Genomic DNA, 20,001 nt, shown 5'->3' with positions numbered 1-20,001 from the left:
CGCCGTTAAGCGCGTTCACCCAAAAGGCTGACCGGTCCCAGCGGATAAGGCACGTTGTGCTGCTTCACCCATTCGGTAAAGCTGGCGCGCGCGCCGGGGAAGCCGATGGCGATCCAGGCTTTCATGCCTTTGTTGCCGCCGTACATCGGATCCGCGAGATAGCCATGTTTGGTATCAGAGAGCAGCTGGCTGAAGAACTGCGACGCTTTCATATTGGGTTCGCCCAGCGCGGCGAAGTCGATGCCGTTCTTGTTGAGTTTGGTCAACACGTCATCTTTCTCTTCCAGCGTGAGCTGCTGGAACGGCTTGTTGTAGGTGGTCTGTACCCACTGCGTCACCAGCTTGATAGCGGTGTGGTACATCTGCTGCGGGGTAAACGGGATCTGGTAGCCGAAGGTTGGGTCGGCATGGACGTTGAACGGGCCCTGCAGATAGATCTCGTCGCCGAACTCGCTGGTTTGCAGCTGCTGGTCGATAAAGATCGGCACGTTGGTTTCCAGCGCGCCTGGCGCTTTGCCTTTGCCGCCTGCCGGGATCAGGCGATCGGTCGCCGCCAGAATAAACTGCCATTCGTCCGCGCTAAAAAAGCCCGGTTTATAATCAGCCAGCTCCGGCGCGGCCATTTCTGCAGCCTGCGCTGCAGTCAGCCCTTTTAATACCAGGTCACTTAGCGGCAACGCCAGTAAAGACCCGAGCAAAAACTTTCGTCTGGTGGTGGGTTTTTCAAGAAGCATAGCGGCACGACTCTCACTTGCTGTAAAAGTAATATATTTGTTAAACACAAATCTTATCGGTTAATTACGCGGCAATATTAGGGATATAGATATTTCTAAATGTAAAAATGCAATTTGAAATGTTTTTTAGTGAAAAATTATCATTGTGTTACTGAAGGGTTACGGGCGGGTAACAGGCTTTACAGGCGGAAATTTTGTTTAAAACCGCACAATCGTTGGTTATTTAGCCAGATATTTTGTGCGCAGCACCAGTTTTATTTACGGTAAGTGACAGTTGCCGAAAATAATCAATCAAAAAAAATCATACTTCCATACAAGAGAGTCATTCTTATTAGCAACAATATATTCACCTGTTTACAGCAGCAATGAAATATAGCTGAAAATGTGATCGCTATTGAATCTCACCCCTGTTTCGCACCCGCACACTATTTCTCCGATTTATTTCGAAAACAGCAGCAGGCCGTTGGCGAATAATGCGGCAATCGCAGACGATTTTTTTCTGCAAAGCTCATAACAAAGCGGCATTTTGACTCTGCCCTGCGACGGATAAAGTAGGTTTATCAACCACTCAGGATAGTCCTCTATGCGACGCATATTGCTTTTAATCTCAGGCGCGCTGTTGCTGGCGCTTCAGGTACAGGCCAGCACGCCGAAAGATACGCTGATTATCGCCGTGCCGCTCGACGGCATTATCAGTTTCGATCCGGCAGAGAGCTTTGAAACGGTCAGCAACAGCAGCCTGCGTAATGTTTACCAGACGCTGGCGGAGCCGGATCAGGATGACCCGCAGAAGCTCTCGCCGCTGCTGGCGCGCAGCTGGCAACAGGGCGCGACGCCGCACAGCCTGGTCTTCAACCTTAATCCCGACGCCCGCTTCGTCAGCGGCAATCCGGTGACCGCGCAGGATGTGGTCTTCTCCCTGACGCGCGCGGTAAAGCTGAACAAAGCGCCCTCGTTTATTCTCGGCGAGTTCGGCTGGACGCCTGACAATATCGACAGCCAGTTTACGGTAGCCAACGACCACCAGCTGACAATCCACTGGCCCGCGCAGATCGGCCAGGATCTGGCGCTGCGCCTGCTGACTGCGCCGGTCAGTTCGGTGGTCGACAGCAAAACCGCGCTGCAGCACGCCAGCAATAACGACACCGGCAACGGCTGGCTGAAAACCCACTCGGCGGGCAGCGGCGCCTTCTCCATTAAGCAGTTTGTCCCTTTGCAGGCGCTGGTGCTGGAGGCCAGCCCCTACGCCGCGCCGCAGCCGCACCTGAAGCGCGTGCTGCTGAAGGGCGTCGCTGATGCCAGTACGCGTCGCCTGCTGGTACAGCAGGGCGATGCGGATGTCGCCTACCAGCTCGGCCCCGATCAGATTGCGGCGCTGAAGAGCGACGCGAATGTGCGTATCGACGCCTTCCCGTCGAGCCTGGTTTACTACCTCGGCTTTAATACCAAAAACGCGAAGCAGCCTGCACTCGGCAATCCGGCATTGTGGCAGGCGGCGCGCTGGCTGGTGGACTACGACAGCATCGCCAGCCAGCTGCTGAAAGGTCAGTACCGCATCCACCAGAGCTTTCTGCCGGACGGCTTTGACGGCGCGCTGAACAGCACGCCCTTCTACTACGACGTCGACAAAGCCAAAGAGATTTTAACGCGCGGCGGCATCGCGCCGGGCGCGCATATCGCCCTGACGGTGGTCAATCAGCCGCCCTATATCGATGTGGCGCAGGCCCTGCAGGCGAGCTTCGCGAAGGCGGACGTCAACCTGGATATTCAGCCGGTGGCGGAGTCGGAGCTGTGGAGCAAGATGCGCGCGCGCGATTTCCAGTCAATCTTTATCTACTGGGGCGCGGACTATATCGATCCGAACACCAACGCCAGCACCTTCGCTTATAACGTGCCGGGCGGTGCTAAAACGCTGGCCTGGCGCGTAGGCTGGGAGATCCCTGAACTGAGCGCCGAGACGCGTAAGGCGGCGGGCGAAAGCGATGCGACGCAGCGGCGCGCGCTCTACACCCATTTGCAGACCGAGGTGCAGCAGAACTCGCCGTTCGTCACTATTCTGCAGGGCGCGCAGCAGGTGGCGGTGCGGAAGAACCTCAGCAACGTCAAACAGGGCATCGGCGTCAGCATGCTGCGGATGGATGCGGTGCGGAAATAATCAACGCCGCGCGCGGCCAGCCTGCCGCGCGCTTTAAGCGGCATGCAGAGCGTCCAGCCGTTTCAGTGCAATCTTCTCTCTTTCCCCCGCCCCGCTTGCTATCCTTCAGACACTGTCCCTTGCAAGAGAATAAAACTATGGCTGCCCCGCTGCTTATTGCCCAGACGCCCGATGTGAAACTGCATCTTCTGCCCGCCATGGCGAATCGCCACGGTTTGATCACCGGCGCGACCGGCACCGGCAAAACCGTCACGCTGCAGAAACTGGCTGAATCTTTCTCCGCTATCGGCGTGCCGGTTTTTATGGCGGACGTGAAAGGCGATCTGACCGGCATCGCAGCGGAAGGCGCAGCGAGCGAGAAACTGCTGGCGCGGCTGGCGGCAATCGGCGTCACCGACTGGCAGCCGCAGCGCAATCCAGTGATGCTGTGGGATATCTTCGGCGAACAGGGCCATCCGGTGCGCGCTACCGTTTCCGACCTCGGTCCGCTGCTGCTGGCGCGCCTGCTTAACCTCAACGAGGTCCAGAGCGGCGTGCTGCAGATTATCTTCCGCGTCGCCGACGATCAGGGATTGTTGCTGCTCGACTTTAAAGATCTGCGCGCCATGACGCAGTATATCGGCGACAACGCCAAAAGCTTCCAGACGCAGTACGGCAATATCAACAGCGCATCAGTGGGCGCCATTCAGCGCGGGCTGCTGGCGCTGGAGCAGCAAGGCGCGGAGCACTTCTTTGGTGAGCCGATGCTCGATATCCGCGACTGGATGCGCGTCGACGCCGACGGCAAAGGCTTTATCAATATTCTGGCGGCGGACAAGCTCTGTCAGCAGCCGAAGCTCTATGCCACCAGCCTGCTGTGGCTGCTGTCGGAGCTTTATGAGAATCTGCCGGAAGCGGGCGACCAGGAAAAGCCGAAGATGGTCTTCTTCTTTGACGAGGCGCATCTGCTGTTCAACGATGCGCCGCCGGTATTGCTGGAGAAAGTGGAACAGGTCATGCGCCTGATCCGCTCGAAAGGGGTCGGCGTCTGGTTCGTCACCCAGAATCCCGCCGATGTGCCCGACAGCGTGCTCGGCCAGCTCGGCAACCGCGTACAGCACGCGCTGCGCGCCTTCACGCCGAAGGATCAGAAGGCGGTGAAGAGCGCCGCCGATACCCTGCGCGCCAACCCTGCGATAAATACCGTCGAGGCGATTCAGTCGCTGGGCACCGGCGAAGCGCTGATCTCTTTTCTGGATGAAAAAGGCAGCCCGTCGGTCGTCGAGCGCGCCATGGTGATTGCGCCCGGTTCGCGCATGGGTCCGGTCAGCCTCGACGAGCGCAACGGCCTGATTAACCACTCGCCGCTGGCGGGCAAATATGATGAGGCTGTCGACCGCGAGTCCGCGTTTGAGAAGCTGCATCAGGACGTTGCAAGCGCCAGCGAGCGGGCCAGTGCGCCGCAGGCGAAGGGCAATAAGGTCGCGGTTGATGAAGGTGTTCTGGGCGGGCTAAAAGAGGTGCTGTTCGGTTCGACCGGCCCGCGCGGCGGCAAGCGGGACGGCATCGTGCAGAGCGTGGCGAAGAGTGCTACGCGGCAGATCGCCAACCAGATTATTCGCGGCGTGCTCGGCAACCTGCTGGGTGGTCGTCGCCGCTGAGACGGTTTCCGCAGCGGTTTGGCCTCTGCTAAGCTGTGAGCATGGATAAATTACGCGAACTCAAACGGACAAAACGTCTGGCGCTCGGTCTGCTGCTACTGGCCGCCGCCATCTTTATCACCACGCTTTTTCTGCCGCCCAACTTCTGGGTGAGCGGCATCAAGGCGATCGCTGAAGCGGCGATGGTCGGCGCGCTGGCGGACTGGTTCGCCATAGTGGCGCTGTTTCGCCGCGTGCCGGTGCCTTTTATTTCGCGCCATACGGCGATTATTCCCCGTAATAAGGAGCGTATCGGCGACAACCTTGGCCGCTTCGTGCAGGAGAAATTTCTCGATACCGACTCGCTGCTGGCGCTGATCCGCCGTCACGATCCGGCGCAGATGCTGGCGCAGTGGCTCAACGCGCCGGGCAATGCCGATCGCATCGGCCATCATCTGCTGCAGGTGATGCGCGGCTTCCTCGATCTTACCGACGACGCGCGCATCCAGGCCTTTATGCGCCGCGCGGTGCATCGCGCCATCGACAAGGTAGACCTGTCGCAGACCAGCGCGGTGCTGCTGGAGAGCCTTACCAAAAACAACCGTCATCAGGAATTGCTCGACGCGGCGATAGAGCAGCTGCTGCGTCTGCTGCATAAGCCCGCCACGCGCGATTTTATCGCTATGCAGATCGTTCGCTGGCTGAAGCGCGAACATCCTATTAAGGCCAAAATGTTGCCGACCGAGTGGCTGGGCGAGCACAGCGCGGAGCTGGTCGCCAACGCGGTGGATTCCGTGCTCGATGACGTAGCGGCCGATCAGGGACACGAGCTGCGCCTCGGCTTTAACCGCGCGGTGGATCGGCTGATTGAGAAGCTGAAGCACGACCCGGAGATGGCGGCGCGCGCTGAAGAGATTAAACACTGGATAAAAGAGGACGCCTCGCTGAACCGCTATATCGGCGAGCTATGGAATGACCTGCGCACCTGGCTGAAGAGCGATCTCAACAGTGACGACTCACGCGTGCAGGAGAAGGTGCGTCAGGCGGCGCTGTGGCTGGGCGAGAACCTGGCGCGCGACGACGCGCTGCGCGCCTCGATGAACCGTCACCTGGAGGACGCCGCGCGCAGCGTTGCGCCGGAGTTCGCCGCCTTTCTGACGCGTCATATCAGCGATACGGTGAAGAGCTGGGACGCGCACGAGATGTCGCAGCAGATTGAGCTGAATATCGGCAGGGATCTGCAGTTTATCCGCATCAACGGCACGCTGGTGGGGGGCACCATTGGGTTGATTCTCTATCTGCTGTCGCAACTTCCGGCGCTCTGGCCGCTGGTGATGCGCTAAGGCGCAAGGTAAAGAGGAGCAAGGCAAAATCGGTGGCCGCGTCTCAGCTTATATGCTGCCGGTTTCAGCGGGCGCGACACCACCAATAAAAAAGGCCGCTTATGCGGCCTTTTTATGCTGAGACGGTTAACGTCGCTTAATCAGTAAGAACAGACTAATCGCGAAGAACGCGGCGCTGGGAAGGATAGCGCCCAGCACCGGCGGCAGGCCGTAAACCAGGCTCAGCGGACCAAAAATCTGATCCAGCACGTAGAACAGGAAGCCGAAGCTAATGCCGGTCACCACGCGCACGCCCATCGACACGCTGCGCAGCGGGCCAAAGATAAACGACAGCGCCATCAGCATCATCACCGCCACCGACAGCGGCTGGAAGATTTTGCTCCACATATTGAGCCGGTAACGACCCGACTCCTGGCCGCTCTGCTTCAGGTATTTGCTGTAGTTATAGAGCCCGCGAATCGACAGCGCGTCGGGATCGAGCGCCACCACGCCGAGCTTGTCCGGCGTCAGGTTGGTTTTCCATTCGCCGCTCAGGCTCTGCGAGCCGCTAATCTGCTTCGGATCGTTCAGGTCCGACTCATCCACCTGCGCCAGATTCCAGCGCTTGTTGTTCTGATCCCAGGTCGCGCTGGCGGCGTAGCGCACGCTCTTCAAACGGCGGTCGTCGCTAAAGCTGTAGATGCTGACGCCATCGAGCTGGTTATCGCCGCGCACCCGTTCGATATAGATAAAGTTATTGCCGTCTTTCGCCCACAGGCCGTTCTGCGTCGACACCAGCGCGCCGCCGTAGAGCTGCGTCGCACGATAGTTACGCGCCATCTGCTCGCCCGCTGGTGCAAGAAACTCGCCGATCGCCATGGTGAGCAGCACCAGCGGAATAGCGGTTTTCATCACCGACAGCGCGACCTGCATGCGGGTAAAGCCCGCCGCCTGCATAACGACCAGCTCGCTGCGCTGCGCCAGCGTGCCCAGGCCGAGCAGCGCGCCGAGCAGCGCCGCCATCGGGAAGAAGATCTCAACATCCTTCGGCACGCTGAGCAGCGTGTAGTAACCGGCGGCGAGCGCGGTATAAGCGCCCTGGCCGGTCTTACGCAGCTGATCGACGAACTTGATGATGCCGGAGAGCGACACCAGCATGAACAGCGTCAGCATGATGGTATTGAAAATGGTTTTACCGATATAACGGTCGAGAACACGAAACATCAGACGGAACCTCCGCGGCTGAAGCGGGCGCGCACGCGACGCATCGGCACCGTATCCCATAGATTAAGCACTACCGCCAGCAGCAGATAGCCGACATTCACTGTCCACATCCAGATAGCGGGATCGAGCCGCCCTTTCGCCGCATTCGACCTCAGCGAGCTCTGCAGCAGGAAGAAGATGAGATAGAGCAGCATCGCGGGCAGCATCGACAGCACGCGACCCTGGCGCGGGTTGACCACGCTAAGCGGCACCACCATCAGCGCCATTACCAGCACGGCGAAGATCAGCGTAAAGCGCCAGTGCAGCTCCGAACGGAACGCTGGCGTATCATTGCTTAACAGCGTGGTGAGATCGGACTGTTCGGCGTCGTTCGGATCGAGCGTCGCCTCTTTGTAGCCGACTCGTGCCTGGTAATTAGTGAAGTCAGTAATACGGAAGTCGCGCAGCATCGCCGTGCCTTCGAAACGCGTGCCTTTATCCAGCGTCACGACCTGCGAGCCATCTTTATGCTGCTCCATATGGCCGCTGTCTGCCAGCACCACGGAGGGACGCGCGTTGCCTTTGGCGCGCAGCTGCGCCAGGAAGACGTTGCCGAACTGGTTGCCCTTTACGTTTTCGATAAAGAGTACCGAATTGCCGTCGCTGGAGCTCTGGAACTGCCCGGCCGCCAGCGCCGCCGCGCCAGGGTTGGCTTTGGCGTTTTGCGTCACCTCATCCTGATAGCGCGAGGACCAGGGGCCGAGCCAGATAACATTGACCGCCGCCACGGCAGAGGTGAGCAGCATCAGCACCATCGCCGCCTTCACCAGCACGCTTTTGCCTAACCCGCAGGCGTGCATTACGGTGATTTCGCTGTCGGTATAGAGCTTGCCCAGCGTCATAAGGATCGCCAGAAACAGGCTTAACGGCAGAATAAGTTGTGCCATTTCAGGCACGCCAAGCCCTAACAGAGTCAGAACGAGATTTGTTGGGATTTCGCCGTCCACCGCAGCCCCTAAAATCCGCACTAACTTCTGACAAAAGAAGATAAGCAGCAGGATGAAAAGGATAGCCAGCTGGCTTTTGAGCGTTTCCCGAACCAGATATCTAATGATGATCACGCTTAGTACGCCTGTGATAACTTGTCTTTTTGCAGGAAAATCGCTAGTTTCAACGCTTATCAGCCATTTTTCTTCATCAATGGCCCACGTCGCAGCTAAAATGGTATGACAAATGCGTCAGGGTGGTGAAAATTAACGCGTTGCCACACTAAACGTAGTTCGAACGTTGATTACCACCAAACTTTTTACCTCTGTGGTATCAAGCGGACCATTCTAGCGACAGCCGCGGCCGTTGTCTTTAAGATTCAGGAGAGTGCATGGAGTTCAGTGTAAAAAGCGGAAGCCCGGAGAAACAGCGCAGTGCCTGCATTGTTGTCGGTGTTTTCGAGCCGCGTCGTCTGTCGCCGATCGCCGAGCAGCTAGACAAAATCAGCGATGGCTACATCAGCGCCCTGTTGCGCCGCGGCGAGCTGGAAGGCAAAGTAGGCCAGACCCTGCTGCTGCATCATGTACCCAATATTCTTTCCGAGCGCATTCTGCTGATTGGCTGCGGCAAAGAGCGCGAGCTGGATGAGCGCCAGTACAAGCAGGTGATCCAGAAGACCATTAATACGCTGAACGACACCGGCTCGATGGAAGCAGTCTGCTTTCTGACCGAGCTGCATGTAAAAAGCCGCAATACCTACTGGAAAGTGCGTCAGGCGGTCGAAACCTCCAAAGAAGCGCTTTATAACTTCGACCAGCTGAAAAGCAACAAAACCGAGCCGCGGCGTCCGCTGCGTAAGCTGGTGTTCAACGTGCCGACGCGCCGCGAACTCACCAGCGGCGAACGCGCCATCCAGCACGGCCTGGCGGTCGCGGCTGGCGTGAAGGCGGCGAAAGATCTCGGCAATATGCCGCCAAATATCTGCAACGCGGCCTATCTCGCCTCGCAGGCGCGCCAGCTGGCGGACGCCTACAGCAAAAACGTCACGACCCGCGTCATCGGCGAGCAGCAGATGAAAGAGCTGGGCATGAACGCCTATCTCGCGGTAGGCGCGGGCTCGCAGAACGAGTCGCTGATGTCGGTCATCGAGTACAAAGGCAATCCCGATGCGGAAGCGCGCCCGATTGTGCTGGTGGGCAAAGGGCTGACCTTCGACTCCGGCGGCATCTCCATCAAACCCGCCGAATCGATGGATGAGATGAAGTACGACATGTGCGGCGCGGCGTCGGTCTACGGCGTGATGCGTATGGTGGCCGAGCTGAACCTGCCGCTTAACGTGGTCGGCGTGCTGGCGGGCTGCGAAAATATGCCGGACGGTCGCGCCATGCGTCCGGGCGACGTTCTGACCACGATGTCGGGCCAGACGGTGGAAGTGCTGAATACCGATGCGGAAGGCCGCCTGGTGCTGTGCGACGCGCTGACCTACGTCGAGCGCTTCGATCCGGAAGTGGTGATCGACGTGGCGACCCTGACCGGCGCCTGCGTCATCGCGCTGGGCCACCACGTCAGCGGCCTGCTGTCGAACCATAACCCGCTGGCGCACGAGCTGATCGGCGCCTCTGAGCAGTCCGGCGACCGCGCCTGGCGTCTGCCGATGGCGGACGAATATCAGGAGCAGCTGGAATCGAACTTCGCCGACATGGCGAATATCGGCGGCCGTCCCGGCGGCGCGATCACCGCGGCCTGCTTCCTGGCGCGCTTTGCGCGTAAATATAACTGGGCGCACCTGGATATTGCCGGCACCGCCTGGCGCTCCGGCAAAGCCAAAGGCGCAACCGGTCGTCCGGTGCCGATGCTGTCGCAGTTCCTGCTGAACCGCGCCGGTCTGAACGGCGACGACTGACGGCTCGACGCGCGCCGCTCTCAGGAGCGGCGCGTACGCCGCAAATTGATTTAACACGCCGCCGCCCCTAGATCCACCTTATCGGGAAGTGCTACCGCGCGCCTTAGCTGGTAACATCGACACCTCTCACCCACAAGGCCTTTCCATGAAAAACGCAACCTTCTACGTAATGGAATCGGACTCGCACAGCGAGGAGCTGAGCGCCATTGAGGCGCTGGTGTGCGATCTGGCGGAAACGCGCTGGCGGGCGGGCAAACGCATTTTGATCGCCTGTGAAAACGAGCAGCAGGCCATTCGTCTCGACGAGGCGCTCTGGCAGCGTCCGGCCAGCGCCTTCGTACCGCACAATCTGGCGGGCGAAGGTCCGCGCTACGGCGCGCCGGTCGAACTGGCCTGGCCGCAGCGCCGCGGCAGTTCGCCGCGCGATCTGCTGATCAGCCTGCTGCCGCAGTTTGCAGATTTTGCTACTGCTTTCCATGAAGTGATAGACTTCGTACCCTACGAAGAGTCTCAGAAACAGCTGGCGCGCGACCGCTATAAAGCGTACCGCAGCGTTGGTTTCCAATTGAATACGGCCACGCCGCCACAGCCGCAAACGACATAGCAGAAATGGAAAAAACATATAACCCGCAAGATATCGAGCAGCCGCTTTACGAGCACTGGGAAGAGCAAGGCTATTTCAAGCCTAACGGCGATACCAGCCAGGAAAGCTTCTGCATTATGATCCCGCCGCCGAACGTCACCGGCAGCCTGCACATGGGTCACGCCTTCCAGCAGACCATCATGGACACCATGATCCGCTACCAGCGCATGCAGGGCAAAAACACGCTGTGGCAGGTGGGCACCGACCATGCGGGTATCGCCACCCAGATGGTGGTGGAGCGCAAGATCGCCGCCGAAGAGGGCAAAACGCGCCAGGATTACGGTCGCGACGCCTTTATCGACAAAATCTGGCAGTGGAAGGCGGAATCAGGCGGCACGATTACGCGCCAGATGCGTCGCCTCGGCAACTCCGTGGACTGGGAGCGCGAGCGCTTCACCATGGATGACGGCCTCTCCAACGCGGTGAAAGAGGTGTTTGTTCGCCTCCATAAAGAGAACCTCATCTATCGCGGCAAGCGCCTGGTGAACTGGGATCCGAAACTGCGCACCGCGATTTCCGATCTCGAAGTGGAAAACCGCGAGAGCAAAGGCTCGATGTGGCACATCCGCTATCCGCTGGCGGACGGCGTGAAAACCGCCGAAGGCAAAGATTATCTGGTGGTCGCCACCACCCGTCCGGAAACCCTGCTGGGCGATACCGGCGTGGCGGTTAACCCGGAAGATCCGCGCTACAAAGATCTGATCGGCAAAGAGGTGATCCTGCCGCTGGTGAACCGTCGCATTCCCATCGTGGGCGACGAGCACGCCGATATGGAGAAAGGCACCGGCTGCGTGAAAATCACGCCGGCGCACGACTTCAACGACTATGAAGTCGGCCGCCGCCATAAGCTGCCGATGATCAATATTCTGACCTTTGACGGCGATATCCGCGAGCGCGCTCAGGTGTATGACACCAACGGCGAAGTCAGCGACGCCTGCTCAGACGAGATCCCGGCGCAGTTCCAGAAGATGGAGCGTTTCGCCGCGCGTAAGGCGATTGTCGCCGCCGTGGACGAGCTGGGCCTGCTGGACGAGATCAAACCGCACGACCTGACCGTGCCTTACGGCGATCGCGGCGGCGTGGTGATTGAGCCGATGCTGACCGATCAGTGGTACGTGCGTACCGCGCCGCTGGCGAAAGTCGCGGTCGAGGCGGTAGAGAACGGCGATATCCAGTTCGTGCCGAAGCAGTATGAAAATATGTACTTCTCCTGGATGCGCGACATTCAGGACTGGTGTATCTCGCGCCAGCTCTGGTGGGGCCACCGCATTCCGGCCTGGTACGACAACGACGGCAACGTCTATGTCGGCCGCAGCGAAGAAGAAGTGCGCAGCGAGAACAACCTGGGCGCGGACGTGGCGCTGCGTCAGGATGAAGATGTGCTCGACACCTGGTTCTCCTCTGGCCTGTGGACCTTCTCTACGCTCGGCTGGCCGGAGAACACCGAAGCGCTGCGTCAGTTCCACCCGACCAGCGTGCTGGTCAGCGGCTTCGACATTATCTTCTTCTGGATCGCCCGCATGATCATGCTGACCATGCACTTCATCAAAGATGAAAACGGCAAGCCGCAGGTGCCGTTCAAGACTGTCTACATGACCGGTCTGATCCGCGACGAAGAAGGCCAGAAGATGTCGAAATCCAAAGGCAACGTTATCGACCCGCTGGATATGGTTGACGGCATCTCGCTGGAAGATTTGCTGGAGAAGCGCACCGGCAACATGATGCAGCCGCAGCTGGCGGAGAAGATCCGCAAGCGTACCGAGAAGCAGTTCCCGGCGGGCATCGAGCCGTCAGGCACCGATGCGCTGCGCTTTACCTTGGCGGCGCTGGCGTCGACCGGCCGCGATATCAACTGGGATATGAAGCGTCTTGAAGGCTATCGCAACTTCTGCAACAAGCTGTGGAACGCCAGCCGCTTTGTGCTGATGAACACTGAAGATCAGGATTGCGGTCAGAACGGCGGCGAAATGACGCTGTCGCTGGCGGATCGCTGGATCCTCGCCGAATTCAACAGCACGGTGAAAGCATACCGCGAAGCGCTGGACAGCTATCGTTTCGATATCGCCGCCAACCTGCTCTACGACTTCACCTGGAACCAGTTCTGCGACTGGTACCTGGAGCTGACCAAGCCAGTGATGAACAGCGGCAGCGAAGCGGAGCTGCGCGGCACGCGCAACACGCTGGTAACAGTGCTGGAAGCGTTGCTGCGTCTCGCCCACCCGATTATTCCGTTTATCACCGAAACCATCTGGCAGCGTGTGAAAGTGCTGAAAAATATCAGCGACGACACCATTATGCTGCAGCCTTTCCCGCAGTACGATGCGGCGAAAGAGGATGCGGAAGCGATGGCGGATATCGAGTGGATGAAGCAGGCGATCGTCGCGGTGCGTAATATCCGCGCCGAGATGAATATCGCCCTGAGCAAACCGCTCGACGTGCTGCTGCGTGACTGCTCTCCGGCTGCGCTGCGCCGCGTGGAAGCGAACCGCACCTTCCTGTCGCGCCTGGCGCGTCTGGAGAGCCTGACCGTCCTGCCGGCTGGCGAAAAAGGTCCGGTTTCCGTGACCAAAATCGTTGAAGGCGCCGAGCTGCTGATCCCGATGGCGGGCCTGGTGGACAAGGCGGCGGAGCTGGATCGTCTGGCGAAAGAGCTGGGCAAGCTCGACGTCGAGATTGAGAAGATTCAGGTCAAGCTGGCGAACGACGGCTTTGTTTCGCGCGCGCCGGAAGCGGTAGTGGCGAAGGAGCGCGAGCGCGTGGCCGAGCTGGAGCAGTCAAAAGCGAAGCTGATTGAACAGCAGGCAGTGATCGCGGCGCTCTGATTTTACGTCATCCCCGTAAAAAAACCCTGCGCCCCGGCGCGGGGTTTTTTATTGTCTGACGTCGAAGATAACTTAACGTGGTTTGACGTTAAACAGCGGGACGAGCGCCGCGCTCGATCTGAGCTGATCGCTTTTCGCCAGCAGACAATACTGACTCATGGCCGTCAGTTCCGCTTTCGCTTTTTCATCGGTCTGCCAGGTGAAGGCGTTATTTTTTAACGCGGTTTCCCTCAGCGCTTTGAGCACCCTGGGGCAGATAAGGTGCGTTTCGCCATTCGAAAAAGCTTCAATGCCTGCAATCAACCGTTCTCCTCTGGAGGTGATTTTGCTCGCTCCCCAGATCTTTTTTGGAAAATAATAGTCGGGGAAGCTATCCGCTTTAAAAGCGAATAACCGCTCATGCCATGAAGCCATGCCGACTATTTCAATCGAGCGTTGATTGATCTGAATAAGCTGAACGGAAAAGAGAGAAAAAACGGCAATCACAATCGCGGGAGAAAAAGCCATAACCGGTTTTATACCGTAGCGCGTCTTATTTTGGTTAGTGAATAACGACAGCAACACCGGCAGAAAGAGAAAGATATACATAATCACAATTACAGCATACTGGAGCAGCAGATCGCGGTCTGAAAAATAGAGGTCCGCCTGCAACAAAAAAAACAGCGGTAAAAAAGAGAGGCCCGCGATAAGGACTGCAAACAGGGTATAACGGAGATTAATAAACGCCGTCCGGTTCGCTGTTTCTGCTATCAGAAATGCCCATTTCCGCTTGCCTGTCAGACCGCCTTTCCCGGTCTGTATCTGCTTTAAGCGTTTGATAAGCTCACGATGGTGATTTTGCCGCTGATGGTTAAAGCGATAGTTTAAAAGGGCATGAATAAAAAACACCACAATGCAGGCTAAAACAGCACCCCATGCTGAGATCTTTTCCTCCGTGAACATAAGCGTGAGCGCTGCCACAACCGCCGCTAAAGCGGTAGCCGCACAGCATCCCTCATTATATCTTATCTTTAGCTTTGTCTTTTTATTGCTCTGCTCGCCTGTCAGAGAGGAAAATGCCGAAGGGATCAATAATGTTATAGCAAAAGCGCTAAAAAATATTAACGAGGTGATTAACACTGCAATAACGCCCGAGACATTATTAATAATCAGCGGAAAAATGTCCAGCCGGCCTATCCACTTCAGATAACCCCATATATTAATAAATCCCGCAAAAATAAATAATGGAAAAAGCTCCTTAATCGTTTTGAAAATACGAGAGTACACTGTCGCCAGCCTCCATGCGCCATAATGAATATTGCTTTTGCCCAACGATAATGCTATTTCTGGTGAATGTCTAACCGATGTTAACCACGTTATTTCGCTATGATCCCTGCAACTCAGCCTTTACTGACGCTGCGCGCCATTAGCGCTGCCGACAATCCCCATATCGCCCGGGTGATCCGCACCGTCTCCGCGGAGTTCGGCCTGACCGCCGACAAAGGCTATACCGTGGCCGATCCGCAGCTCGACAGCCTGTACGAACTTTACAGCGCTGAACACAGCGCCTACTGGATTGTGGAGCAGCAGGGAAAGGTCATGGGCGGCGGCGGTATCGCCCCGCTCGCCTGTAGCGCGCCCGATATCTGCGAGCTGCAAAAGATGTATTTCCTGCCAGAGGTGCGCGGCTTTGGCATGGCACGCGAGCTGGCGCTGCGTGCCATGGAGCATGCGCGTCAGCGCGGCTTCCGCCGCTGCTATCTGGAAACCACCGGCAGCTTAACGCGCGCTATCAAACTCTATGAGTCGCTGGGATTTGAGCGCATCGACAACGCGCTGGGCTGTACCGGCCATGGCGACTGCGAATACAGAATGTTGAAAGCGCTGTAGCCGCGCTTTGCCTGTCAGAATGCCGGCACGCCGCTGTGAAAACGCAACTCCGGGTCCGGTTCGCTAATCAGCTTCGCCTCCGCTTCGCCAATGGCGCGCACGCGCGGCGTGATATCCTTCGGCGAGATCTGCGCCGCCAGGGCTAAATAGTCCTGATAGTGGCGCGCTTCCGAACGCAGCAGCGAGATATAGAACTTCTCCAGCTCTGCATCCAGCCAGGGCGCCAGGCTGGCAAAGCGTTCGCAGGAGCGCGCTTCGATATAGGCACCGCAGATAAGCTTGTCCACCAGCGTATCGGGCTCGTGGGTAGTGATCTCGCGCAGCAGTCCTTTGGCGTAGCGGCTGGAGGTAATCTTTTTATAGGGCAACCCGCGCGCCTGCATAATCTCCCACACCTGATAAAAGTGGTGCAGCTCCTCTTTAATCAGCAGCACCATTTTCTCTACCAGATCGTCCGCCCAGGGCAGCTCGTTGCGCACGATAATGCTTTTAGACAGATTCTTATGGGCCTGAATAAACTGGCTGTCGGGGTGCTCGCGGAAAATAAAATCTTCATAGGGCTTAAGCCAGGCGAGGATCGCCTCGCCGCTCGGCTTGTCGGCGACATATTTACGGATCAGCCAGGTGGCGGTCTGCGCCGCTTTCAGCTCGCAAACCAGATGGTCGGTCAGCAGCAGCGTCAGGTTTTCCGGTTTGCGCGCCTCGTCAATCCAGGCTTGTGGCGTGCGGCAGAGTAAAAACTGATAGACAGGCTCAAGCAGCGGTGCGTAGTTCATGGCAGTTTAAAAGGCAGAAAGCAGAAAACAGAAAGGCGGAGCGCGAGGCTCCGCCAGGAAAATCAGTGACGTACGCCGGTATCTTCGTCGCCGTCGATAATGTCGCCCTCTTCGTCGTCATCTTCGTCTTCGGCGTCGGGATCTTCAAAGTAGGTGCCCCAGCCGTCGTAGTCGACATTATATTTGCCCACCAGATTAACCAGCTGCTCTACCTGCGCATCGATCAGCTCAGGCTTCAGCGCCGATTCACTGAGGATATCGACGCACATTACCGTGGTACCGTCCTCCAGCTCCAGCTCTTCCGGCTCGGTCACTTCATAACCCAGCTTGAACGCGTCGACTGCCGCTTTCTCCAGCGAGTCGAAGTTGTTGCAGGAGAGATGATGTTCAATGGTATAGAGCGCATCCGGATCGCTGCCATCTTCCAGCAGCTCATCAATGATCAGGCGTGTCTCTTCACGCTGCTCTTCCAGCAATGCTTCATATGCCATGGCGAATTCCCCTCAGTGTTCGGCAATAAACAAGTATTTTCCCACACTGCCCGGCGCGCCACTACTCAAAACGGAAAGTTTCTTTACGCTGGGGTTGAAAATGAATATTCATACGTTTAAATTGAATTTTCATTCAATCAGAATGGATGCACTGGAGCCCGTTATGAGTCAGCTTTTTCAACGCCACTTCCTTCGGCTGCTGGATTTCACCCCGGCCGATATCACTTCCCTGCTCGACCTCGCCGCTGAATTAAAACACGCTAAAAAAAACGGTAACGAAACGCCGCGCCTGAAAGGTAAAAACATCGCGCTCATCTTCGAAAAAGACTCGACCCGTACCCGATGCTCTTTCGAAGTTGCCGCATACGATCAGGGCGCTAACGTTACTTACCTCGGCCCGAGCGGCAGCCAGATCGGCCATAAAGAGTCGATGAAGGATACCGCGCGCGTGCTGGGGCGCATGTATGACGGCATCCAGTATCGCGGCTACGGCCAGGCGCTGGTGGAGACGCTGGCGAAATTTGCCGGGGTGCCAGTATGGAACGGCCTGACCACCGAATTTCATCCTACTCAGCTGCTGGCCGACCTTCTCACGATGCGGGAGCACCTGCCGGGCAAAGCGCTGCATGAGATGACGCTGGTCTACGTCGGCGACGCACGCAACAACATGGGCAACAGCATGCTGGAGGCTGCGGCGGTAACCGGGCTGGATCTGCGTCTGGTCGCGCCAAAGGGCTGCTGGCCGGAGCAGGAGCTGGTCGAGGCCTGCCGCCAGGCGGCGCAGAAAACCGGCGGTAAAATCACGCTGACCGAAGATATCGCCGAAGGCGTCAAGGGTGCGGACTTTATCTATACCGATGTCTGGGTCTCTATGGGTGAGGCGAAAGCGGTATGGGAAGAGCGCATCGCGCTGCTGCGCGGCTATCAGGTGAATCAGGCGATGCTGCAGCTGACCGGCAATCCGCAGGTAAAATTCCTGCACTGTCTGCCTGCGTTTCATGACGATCAGACCACGTTAGGCCGCCAGATGGCCGAACAGTATGGCCTGCACGACGGTATGGAAGTCAGCAACGCGGTCTTTGAATCAGAGCACAGCATCGTGTTCGACCAGGCGGAAAACCGTATGCACACCATCAAAGCGGTCATGGTGGCGACGCTTAGCCAGGCATAAGTCAGCAGGCGCCCCGCAAACGTTTTCGCTTGATGCAAAATGCCGGACGGGTATAATGCGCCCCAATTTGCCGGAGGAAGCATGCAACAGCGCAGCGCAAACATTCACGCGACATCACGCCTGAACGCAGGCGGTGCCCCTGTTTTTTCCGTCATCAACCCGATCGTAAAAAAAGCCCCTTAAGCAGGGGCTTTTTTTTGTCCGCAATTCGGTAGCGCAGAGGAGCGAGCTATGGCTAACCCGTTATATCGCAAGCACATTATTTCCATTAACGATCTCAGCCGCGACGAACTGGAGCTGGTGCTGCACACCGCCGCGCGGCTGAAAGCCAGTCCGCAGCCGGAGCTGCTAAAGCATAAGGTTATCGCCAGCTGCTTCTTTGAAGCCTCGACGCGCACGCGCCTGTCGTTTGAAACGGCTATTCACCGTCTGGGCGCGTCGGTGGTGGGCTTTGCCGACGGCAGTAATACCTCGCTCGGCAAGAAGGGCGAAACCCTGGCGGATACGATTTCCGTTATCGGCACCTACGTTGACGCCATCGTAATGCGTCATCCGCAGGAGGGCGCGGCGCGCCTCGCCACTGAATTTTCCGGCGGCGTGCCGATCCTCAACGCCGGGGACGGCGCCAACCAGCATCCGACGCAGACGCTGCTGGATCTCTTCACCATCCGCGAAACGCAGAGCCGTCTGGATAACCTGAGCATCGCCATGGTCGGCGACCTGAAATATGGCCGCACGGTGCACTCACTGACGCAGGCGCTGGCGAAGTTTGACGGCAATCGCTTCTACTTTATCGCGCCCGACGCGCTGGCGATGCCCGCCTATATCACCGATATGCTGGACGAACGCGGCATCGTCTGGTCACGCCACGACAGCATCGAAGCGGTGATCCCGCACGCCGATATTCTCTATATGACCCGCGTGCAGAAAGAGCGTCTCGACCCGTCCGAATACGCCAACGTTAAGGCGCAGTTTATCCTGCGCGCGGCGGATCTGGCTGGCGCCCGCGACAATATGAAAGTGCTGCATCCGCTGCCGCGCGTTGACGAGATCGCCACCGACGTGGATAAAACGCCCTACGCCTGGTATTTCCAGCAGGCGGGCAACGGCATCTTCGCGCGTCAGGCTCTGCTGGCGCTGGTACTCAACAGCGAACAGGATCTGTAAGGAGCAATCGCCATGACTCACGACAACAAACTGCAGGTAGAAGCGATCAAGCGCGGTACGGTCATTGACCATATTCCGGCGCAGGTCGGGTTTAAATTGCTGTCGCTGTTTCGCCTCACCGAAACCGACCAGCGCATCACTATCGGCCTTAACCTCCCTTCTGGCGAGATGGGGCGCAAAGATCTGATTAAGATTGAAAACACCTTTCTTACCGAGGATCAGATCAACCAGCTGGCGGTCTATGCGCCGCACGCGACGGTCAACCGTATCGACGACTATGAAGTGGTCGCGAAAATCGCCCCGACGCTGCCGGAGCGCATCGAGCGCGTGCTGACCTGTCCAAACGGCAACTGCATCAGCCGCAGCGAGCCGGTTTTCTCCAGCTTCGCGGTGAAAAAGCGCGACGAAGAGGTACAGCTGACCTGCAAATATTGCGAGAAAGCCTTTGCCCACCACGTGGTGCTCGGTCACTGGTAATCGCCCTGCCCGCCCCTATAATGGGGCGATGTTTCCCGCCAGCGGCGGCACGCCGCCGCTGCGTCACTCTTAAGGAGCAAGTATGTCTCGCGAAATCAGTACGGAAAAAGCGCCAGCGGCGATCGGGCCCTATGTGCAGGGCGTCGATCTGGGCAATATGATCATCACCTCCGGCCAGATCCCGGTCGATCCGGCGACCGGCACGGTGCCGGAAGCGATCGACGCGCAGGCGCGTCAGTCGCTGGAAAATGTGAAAGCGATCGTCGAAGCGGCTGGCCTGCAGGTCGGCGACATCGTGAAAACCACGGTGTTCGTTAAAGACCTCAACGACTTCGCTACCGTTAACGCTACCTATGAAGCCTTCTTCACCGAGCATAACGCCAGCTTTCCGGCGCGTTCCTGCGTAGAAGTCGCGCGTCTGCCGAAAGACGTGAAGATTGAGATCGAAGCGATCGCCCTGCGCCGCTAACGATCGGCTGCGCGCGGCGACCGCAGCGCGCAGTTTATTTGCCCCTCTCCTTTTCGCCATTTTCAGTCAAATTTTCCTCTTCGCCTGGCTTTGCGTCGCGACCTCCTCTTCTTTGTTTCAGGTCAAAACAGCTGCGATTAAATTACCCATATATCCATATATAGTGGTTAAAATCTCGATAAGCACAACATGT

Annotated in this window: 17 protein-coding genes; 11 read left to right on the top strand and 6 right to left on the bottom strand. The window is 57.9% G+C overall.

Annotated elements, in window-relative coordinates:
* Nucleotides 1-5 precede the first annotated feature (5 nt).
* Entirely contained in the window at nucleotides 6-734 is a 729-nt protein-coding gene (locus D7S44_RS13050) for a gluconate 2-dehydrogenase subunit 3 family protein (RefSeq protein WP_120455475.1), read from the bottom strand.
* A 583-nt stretch (nucleotides 735-1,317) separates the two neighbouring features.
* Here D7S44_RS13050 and D7S44_RS13045 point away from each other — a divergent pair.
* The 3 genes from D7S44_RS13045 (at nucleotide 1,318) to D7S44_RS13035 (ending at nucleotide 5,851) form a co-directional block, all read left to right on the top strand.
* Nucleotides 1,318-2,889 carry an ABC transporter substrate-binding protein gene (locus D7S44_RS13045; protein WP_120455473.1) on the top strand — a complete coding sequence of 524 codons (1,572 nt, stop codon included), beginning with the start codon at nucleotides 1,318-1,320 and terminating at the stop codon, nucleotides 2,887-2,889.
* A gap of 137 nt (nucleotides 2,890-3,026) precedes the next feature.
* Entirely contained in the window at nucleotides 3,027-4,529 is a 1,503-nt protein-coding gene (locus tag D7S44_RS13040; protein WP_120455471.1) for a helicase HerA-like C-terminal domain-containing protein, read from the top strand.
* A gap of 41 nt (nucleotides 4,530-4,570) precedes the next feature.
* Nucleotides 4,571-5,851: a DUF445 domain-containing protein gene (locus D7S44_RS13035; RefSeq protein ID WP_120455469.1), complete on the top strand. Its 1,281-nt coding sequence runs from the start codon at nucleotides 4,571-4,573 to the stop codon at nucleotides 5,849-5,851.
* Between the two features lie 126 nt (nucleotides 5,852-5,977).
* Here D7S44_RS13035 and lptG read toward each other — a convergent pair whose 3' ends face one another.
* On the bottom strand, nucleotides 5,978-7,054 hold the full coding sequence (lptG, locus tag D7S44_RS13030) for an LPS export ABC transporter permease LptG (RefSeq protein ID WP_120455467.1): 1,077 nt from the start codon (nucleotides 7,052-7,054) through the stop codon (nucleotides 5,978-5,980).
* Entirely contained in the window at nucleotides 7,054-8,154 is a 1,101-nt protein-coding gene (lptF, locus tag D7S44_RS13025) for an LPS export ABC transporter permease LptF (RefSeq protein ID WP_120455465.1), read from the bottom strand. The genes lptG and lptF overlap by 1 nt, the downstream gene beginning before the upstream one ends.
* Before the next feature lie 257 nt (nucleotides 8,155-8,411).
* On the opposite strand from lptF, the gene pepA reads away from it, so the two are divergent.
* The 3 genes from pepA to D7S44_RS13010 all read left to right on the top strand — a co-directional run bounded on the left by pepA (nucleotide 8,412) and on the right by D7S44_RS13010 (nucleotide 13,388).
* Entirely contained in the window at nucleotides 8,412-9,923 is a 1,512-nt protein-coding gene (gene pepA / locus D7S44_RS13020) for a leucyl aminopeptidase (protein WP_033749345.1), read from the top strand.
* A gap of 145 nt (nucleotides 9,924-10,068) precedes the next feature.
* Entirely contained in the window at nucleotides 10,069-10,527 is a 459-nt protein-coding gene (locus D7S44_RS13015; protein ID WP_120455463.1) for a DNA polymerase III subunit chi, read from the top strand.
* Nucleotides 10,528-10,532: 5 nt separating this feature from the next.
* Nucleotides 10,533-13,388, top strand: coding sequence for a valine--tRNA ligase (locus D7S44_RS13010; RefSeq protein WP_120455461.1), 2,856 nt, complete (start codon nucleotides 10,533-10,535; stop codon nucleotides 13,386-13,388).
* A 72-nt stretch (nucleotides 13,389-13,460) separates the two neighbouring features.
* On the opposite strand, the gene D7S44_RS13005 is transcribed toward D7S44_RS13010, so the two are convergent.
* Complete coding sequence (locus tag D7S44_RS13005; RefSeq protein ID WP_120455459.1) at nucleotides 13,461-14,654, bottom strand: hypothetical protein; 1,194 nt, start codon at nucleotides 14,652-14,654, stop codon at nucleotides 13,461-13,463.
* A gap of 99 nt (nucleotides 14,655-14,753) precedes the next feature.
* Here D7S44_RS13005 and D7S44_RS13000 point away from each other — a divergent pair, with 99 nt between their 5' ends.
* On the top strand, nucleotides 14,754-15,257 hold the full coding sequence (locus D7S44_RS13000) for a GNAT family N-acetyltransferase (protein WP_120455457.1): 504 nt from the start codon (nucleotides 14,754-14,756) through the stop codon (nucleotides 15,255-15,257).
* 14 nt (nucleotides 15,258-15,271) lie between these two features.
* Here D7S44_RS13000 and miaE read toward each other — a convergent pair whose 3' ends face one another.
* Nucleotides 15,272-16,033: a tRNA isopentenyl-2-thiomethyl-A-37 hydroxylase MiaE gene (gene miaE, locus D7S44_RS12995; protein ID WP_120455456.1), complete on the bottom strand. Its 762-nt coding sequence runs from the start codon at nucleotides 16,031-16,033 to the stop codon at nucleotides 15,272-15,274.
* Nucleotides 16,034-16,095: 62 nt separating this feature from the next.
* Nucleotides 16,096-16,524, bottom strand: coding sequence for a ribonuclease E inhibitor RraB (gene rraB / locus D7S44_RS12990; protein WP_120455454.1), 429 nt, complete (start codon nucleotides 16,522-16,524; stop codon nucleotides 16,096-16,098).
* Nucleotides 16,525-16,687: 163 nt separating this feature from the next.
* Between rraB and argF the strand changes: the two genes are divergently transcribed.
* From argF to ridA, 4 genes are all read left to right on the top strand, one after another.
* The gene (gene argF, locus D7S44_RS12985; RefSeq protein WP_120455452.1) at nucleotides 16,688-17,695 is read left to right on the top strand and encodes an ornithine carbamoyltransferase; all 1,008 of its coding nucleotides are present in this window, start codon (nucleotides 16,688-16,690) and stop codon (nucleotides 17,693-17,695) included.
* 231 nt (nucleotides 17,696-17,926) lie between these two features.
* Complete coding sequence (pyrB, locus tag D7S44_RS12980; protein WP_120455450.1) at nucleotides 17,927-18,862, top strand: aspartate carbamoyltransferase; 936 nt, start codon at nucleotides 17,927-17,929, stop codon at nucleotides 18,860-18,862.
* A gap of 12 nt (nucleotides 18,863-18,874) precedes the next feature.
* The gene (gene pyrI, locus D7S44_RS12975; protein WP_120455449.1) at nucleotides 18,875-19,339 is read left to right on the top strand and encodes an aspartate carbamoyltransferase regulatory subunit; all 465 of its coding nucleotides are present in this window, start codon (nucleotides 18,875-18,877) and stop codon (nucleotides 19,337-19,339) included.
* An 82-nt stretch (nucleotides 19,340-19,421) separates the two neighbouring features.
* Nucleotides 19,422-19,808, top strand: a complete 387-nt coding sequence (gene ridA, locus D7S44_RS12970; RefSeq protein ID WP_120455447.1) for a 2-iminobutanoate/2-iminopropanoate deaminase — start codon at nucleotides 19,422-19,424, stop codon at nucleotides 19,806-19,808.
* Nucleotides 19,809-20,001 lie beyond the last annotated feature (193 nt).

It is taken from the genome of Pantoea piersonii (genome assembly GCF_003612015.1).
In the GTDB taxonomy this organism is placed as follows: domain Bacteria; phylum Pseudomonadota; class Gammaproteobacteria; order Enterobacterales; family Enterobacteriaceae; genus Pantoea; species Pantoea piersonii.
This window is presented reverse-complemented; position numbering and strand designations above follow the sequence as displayed.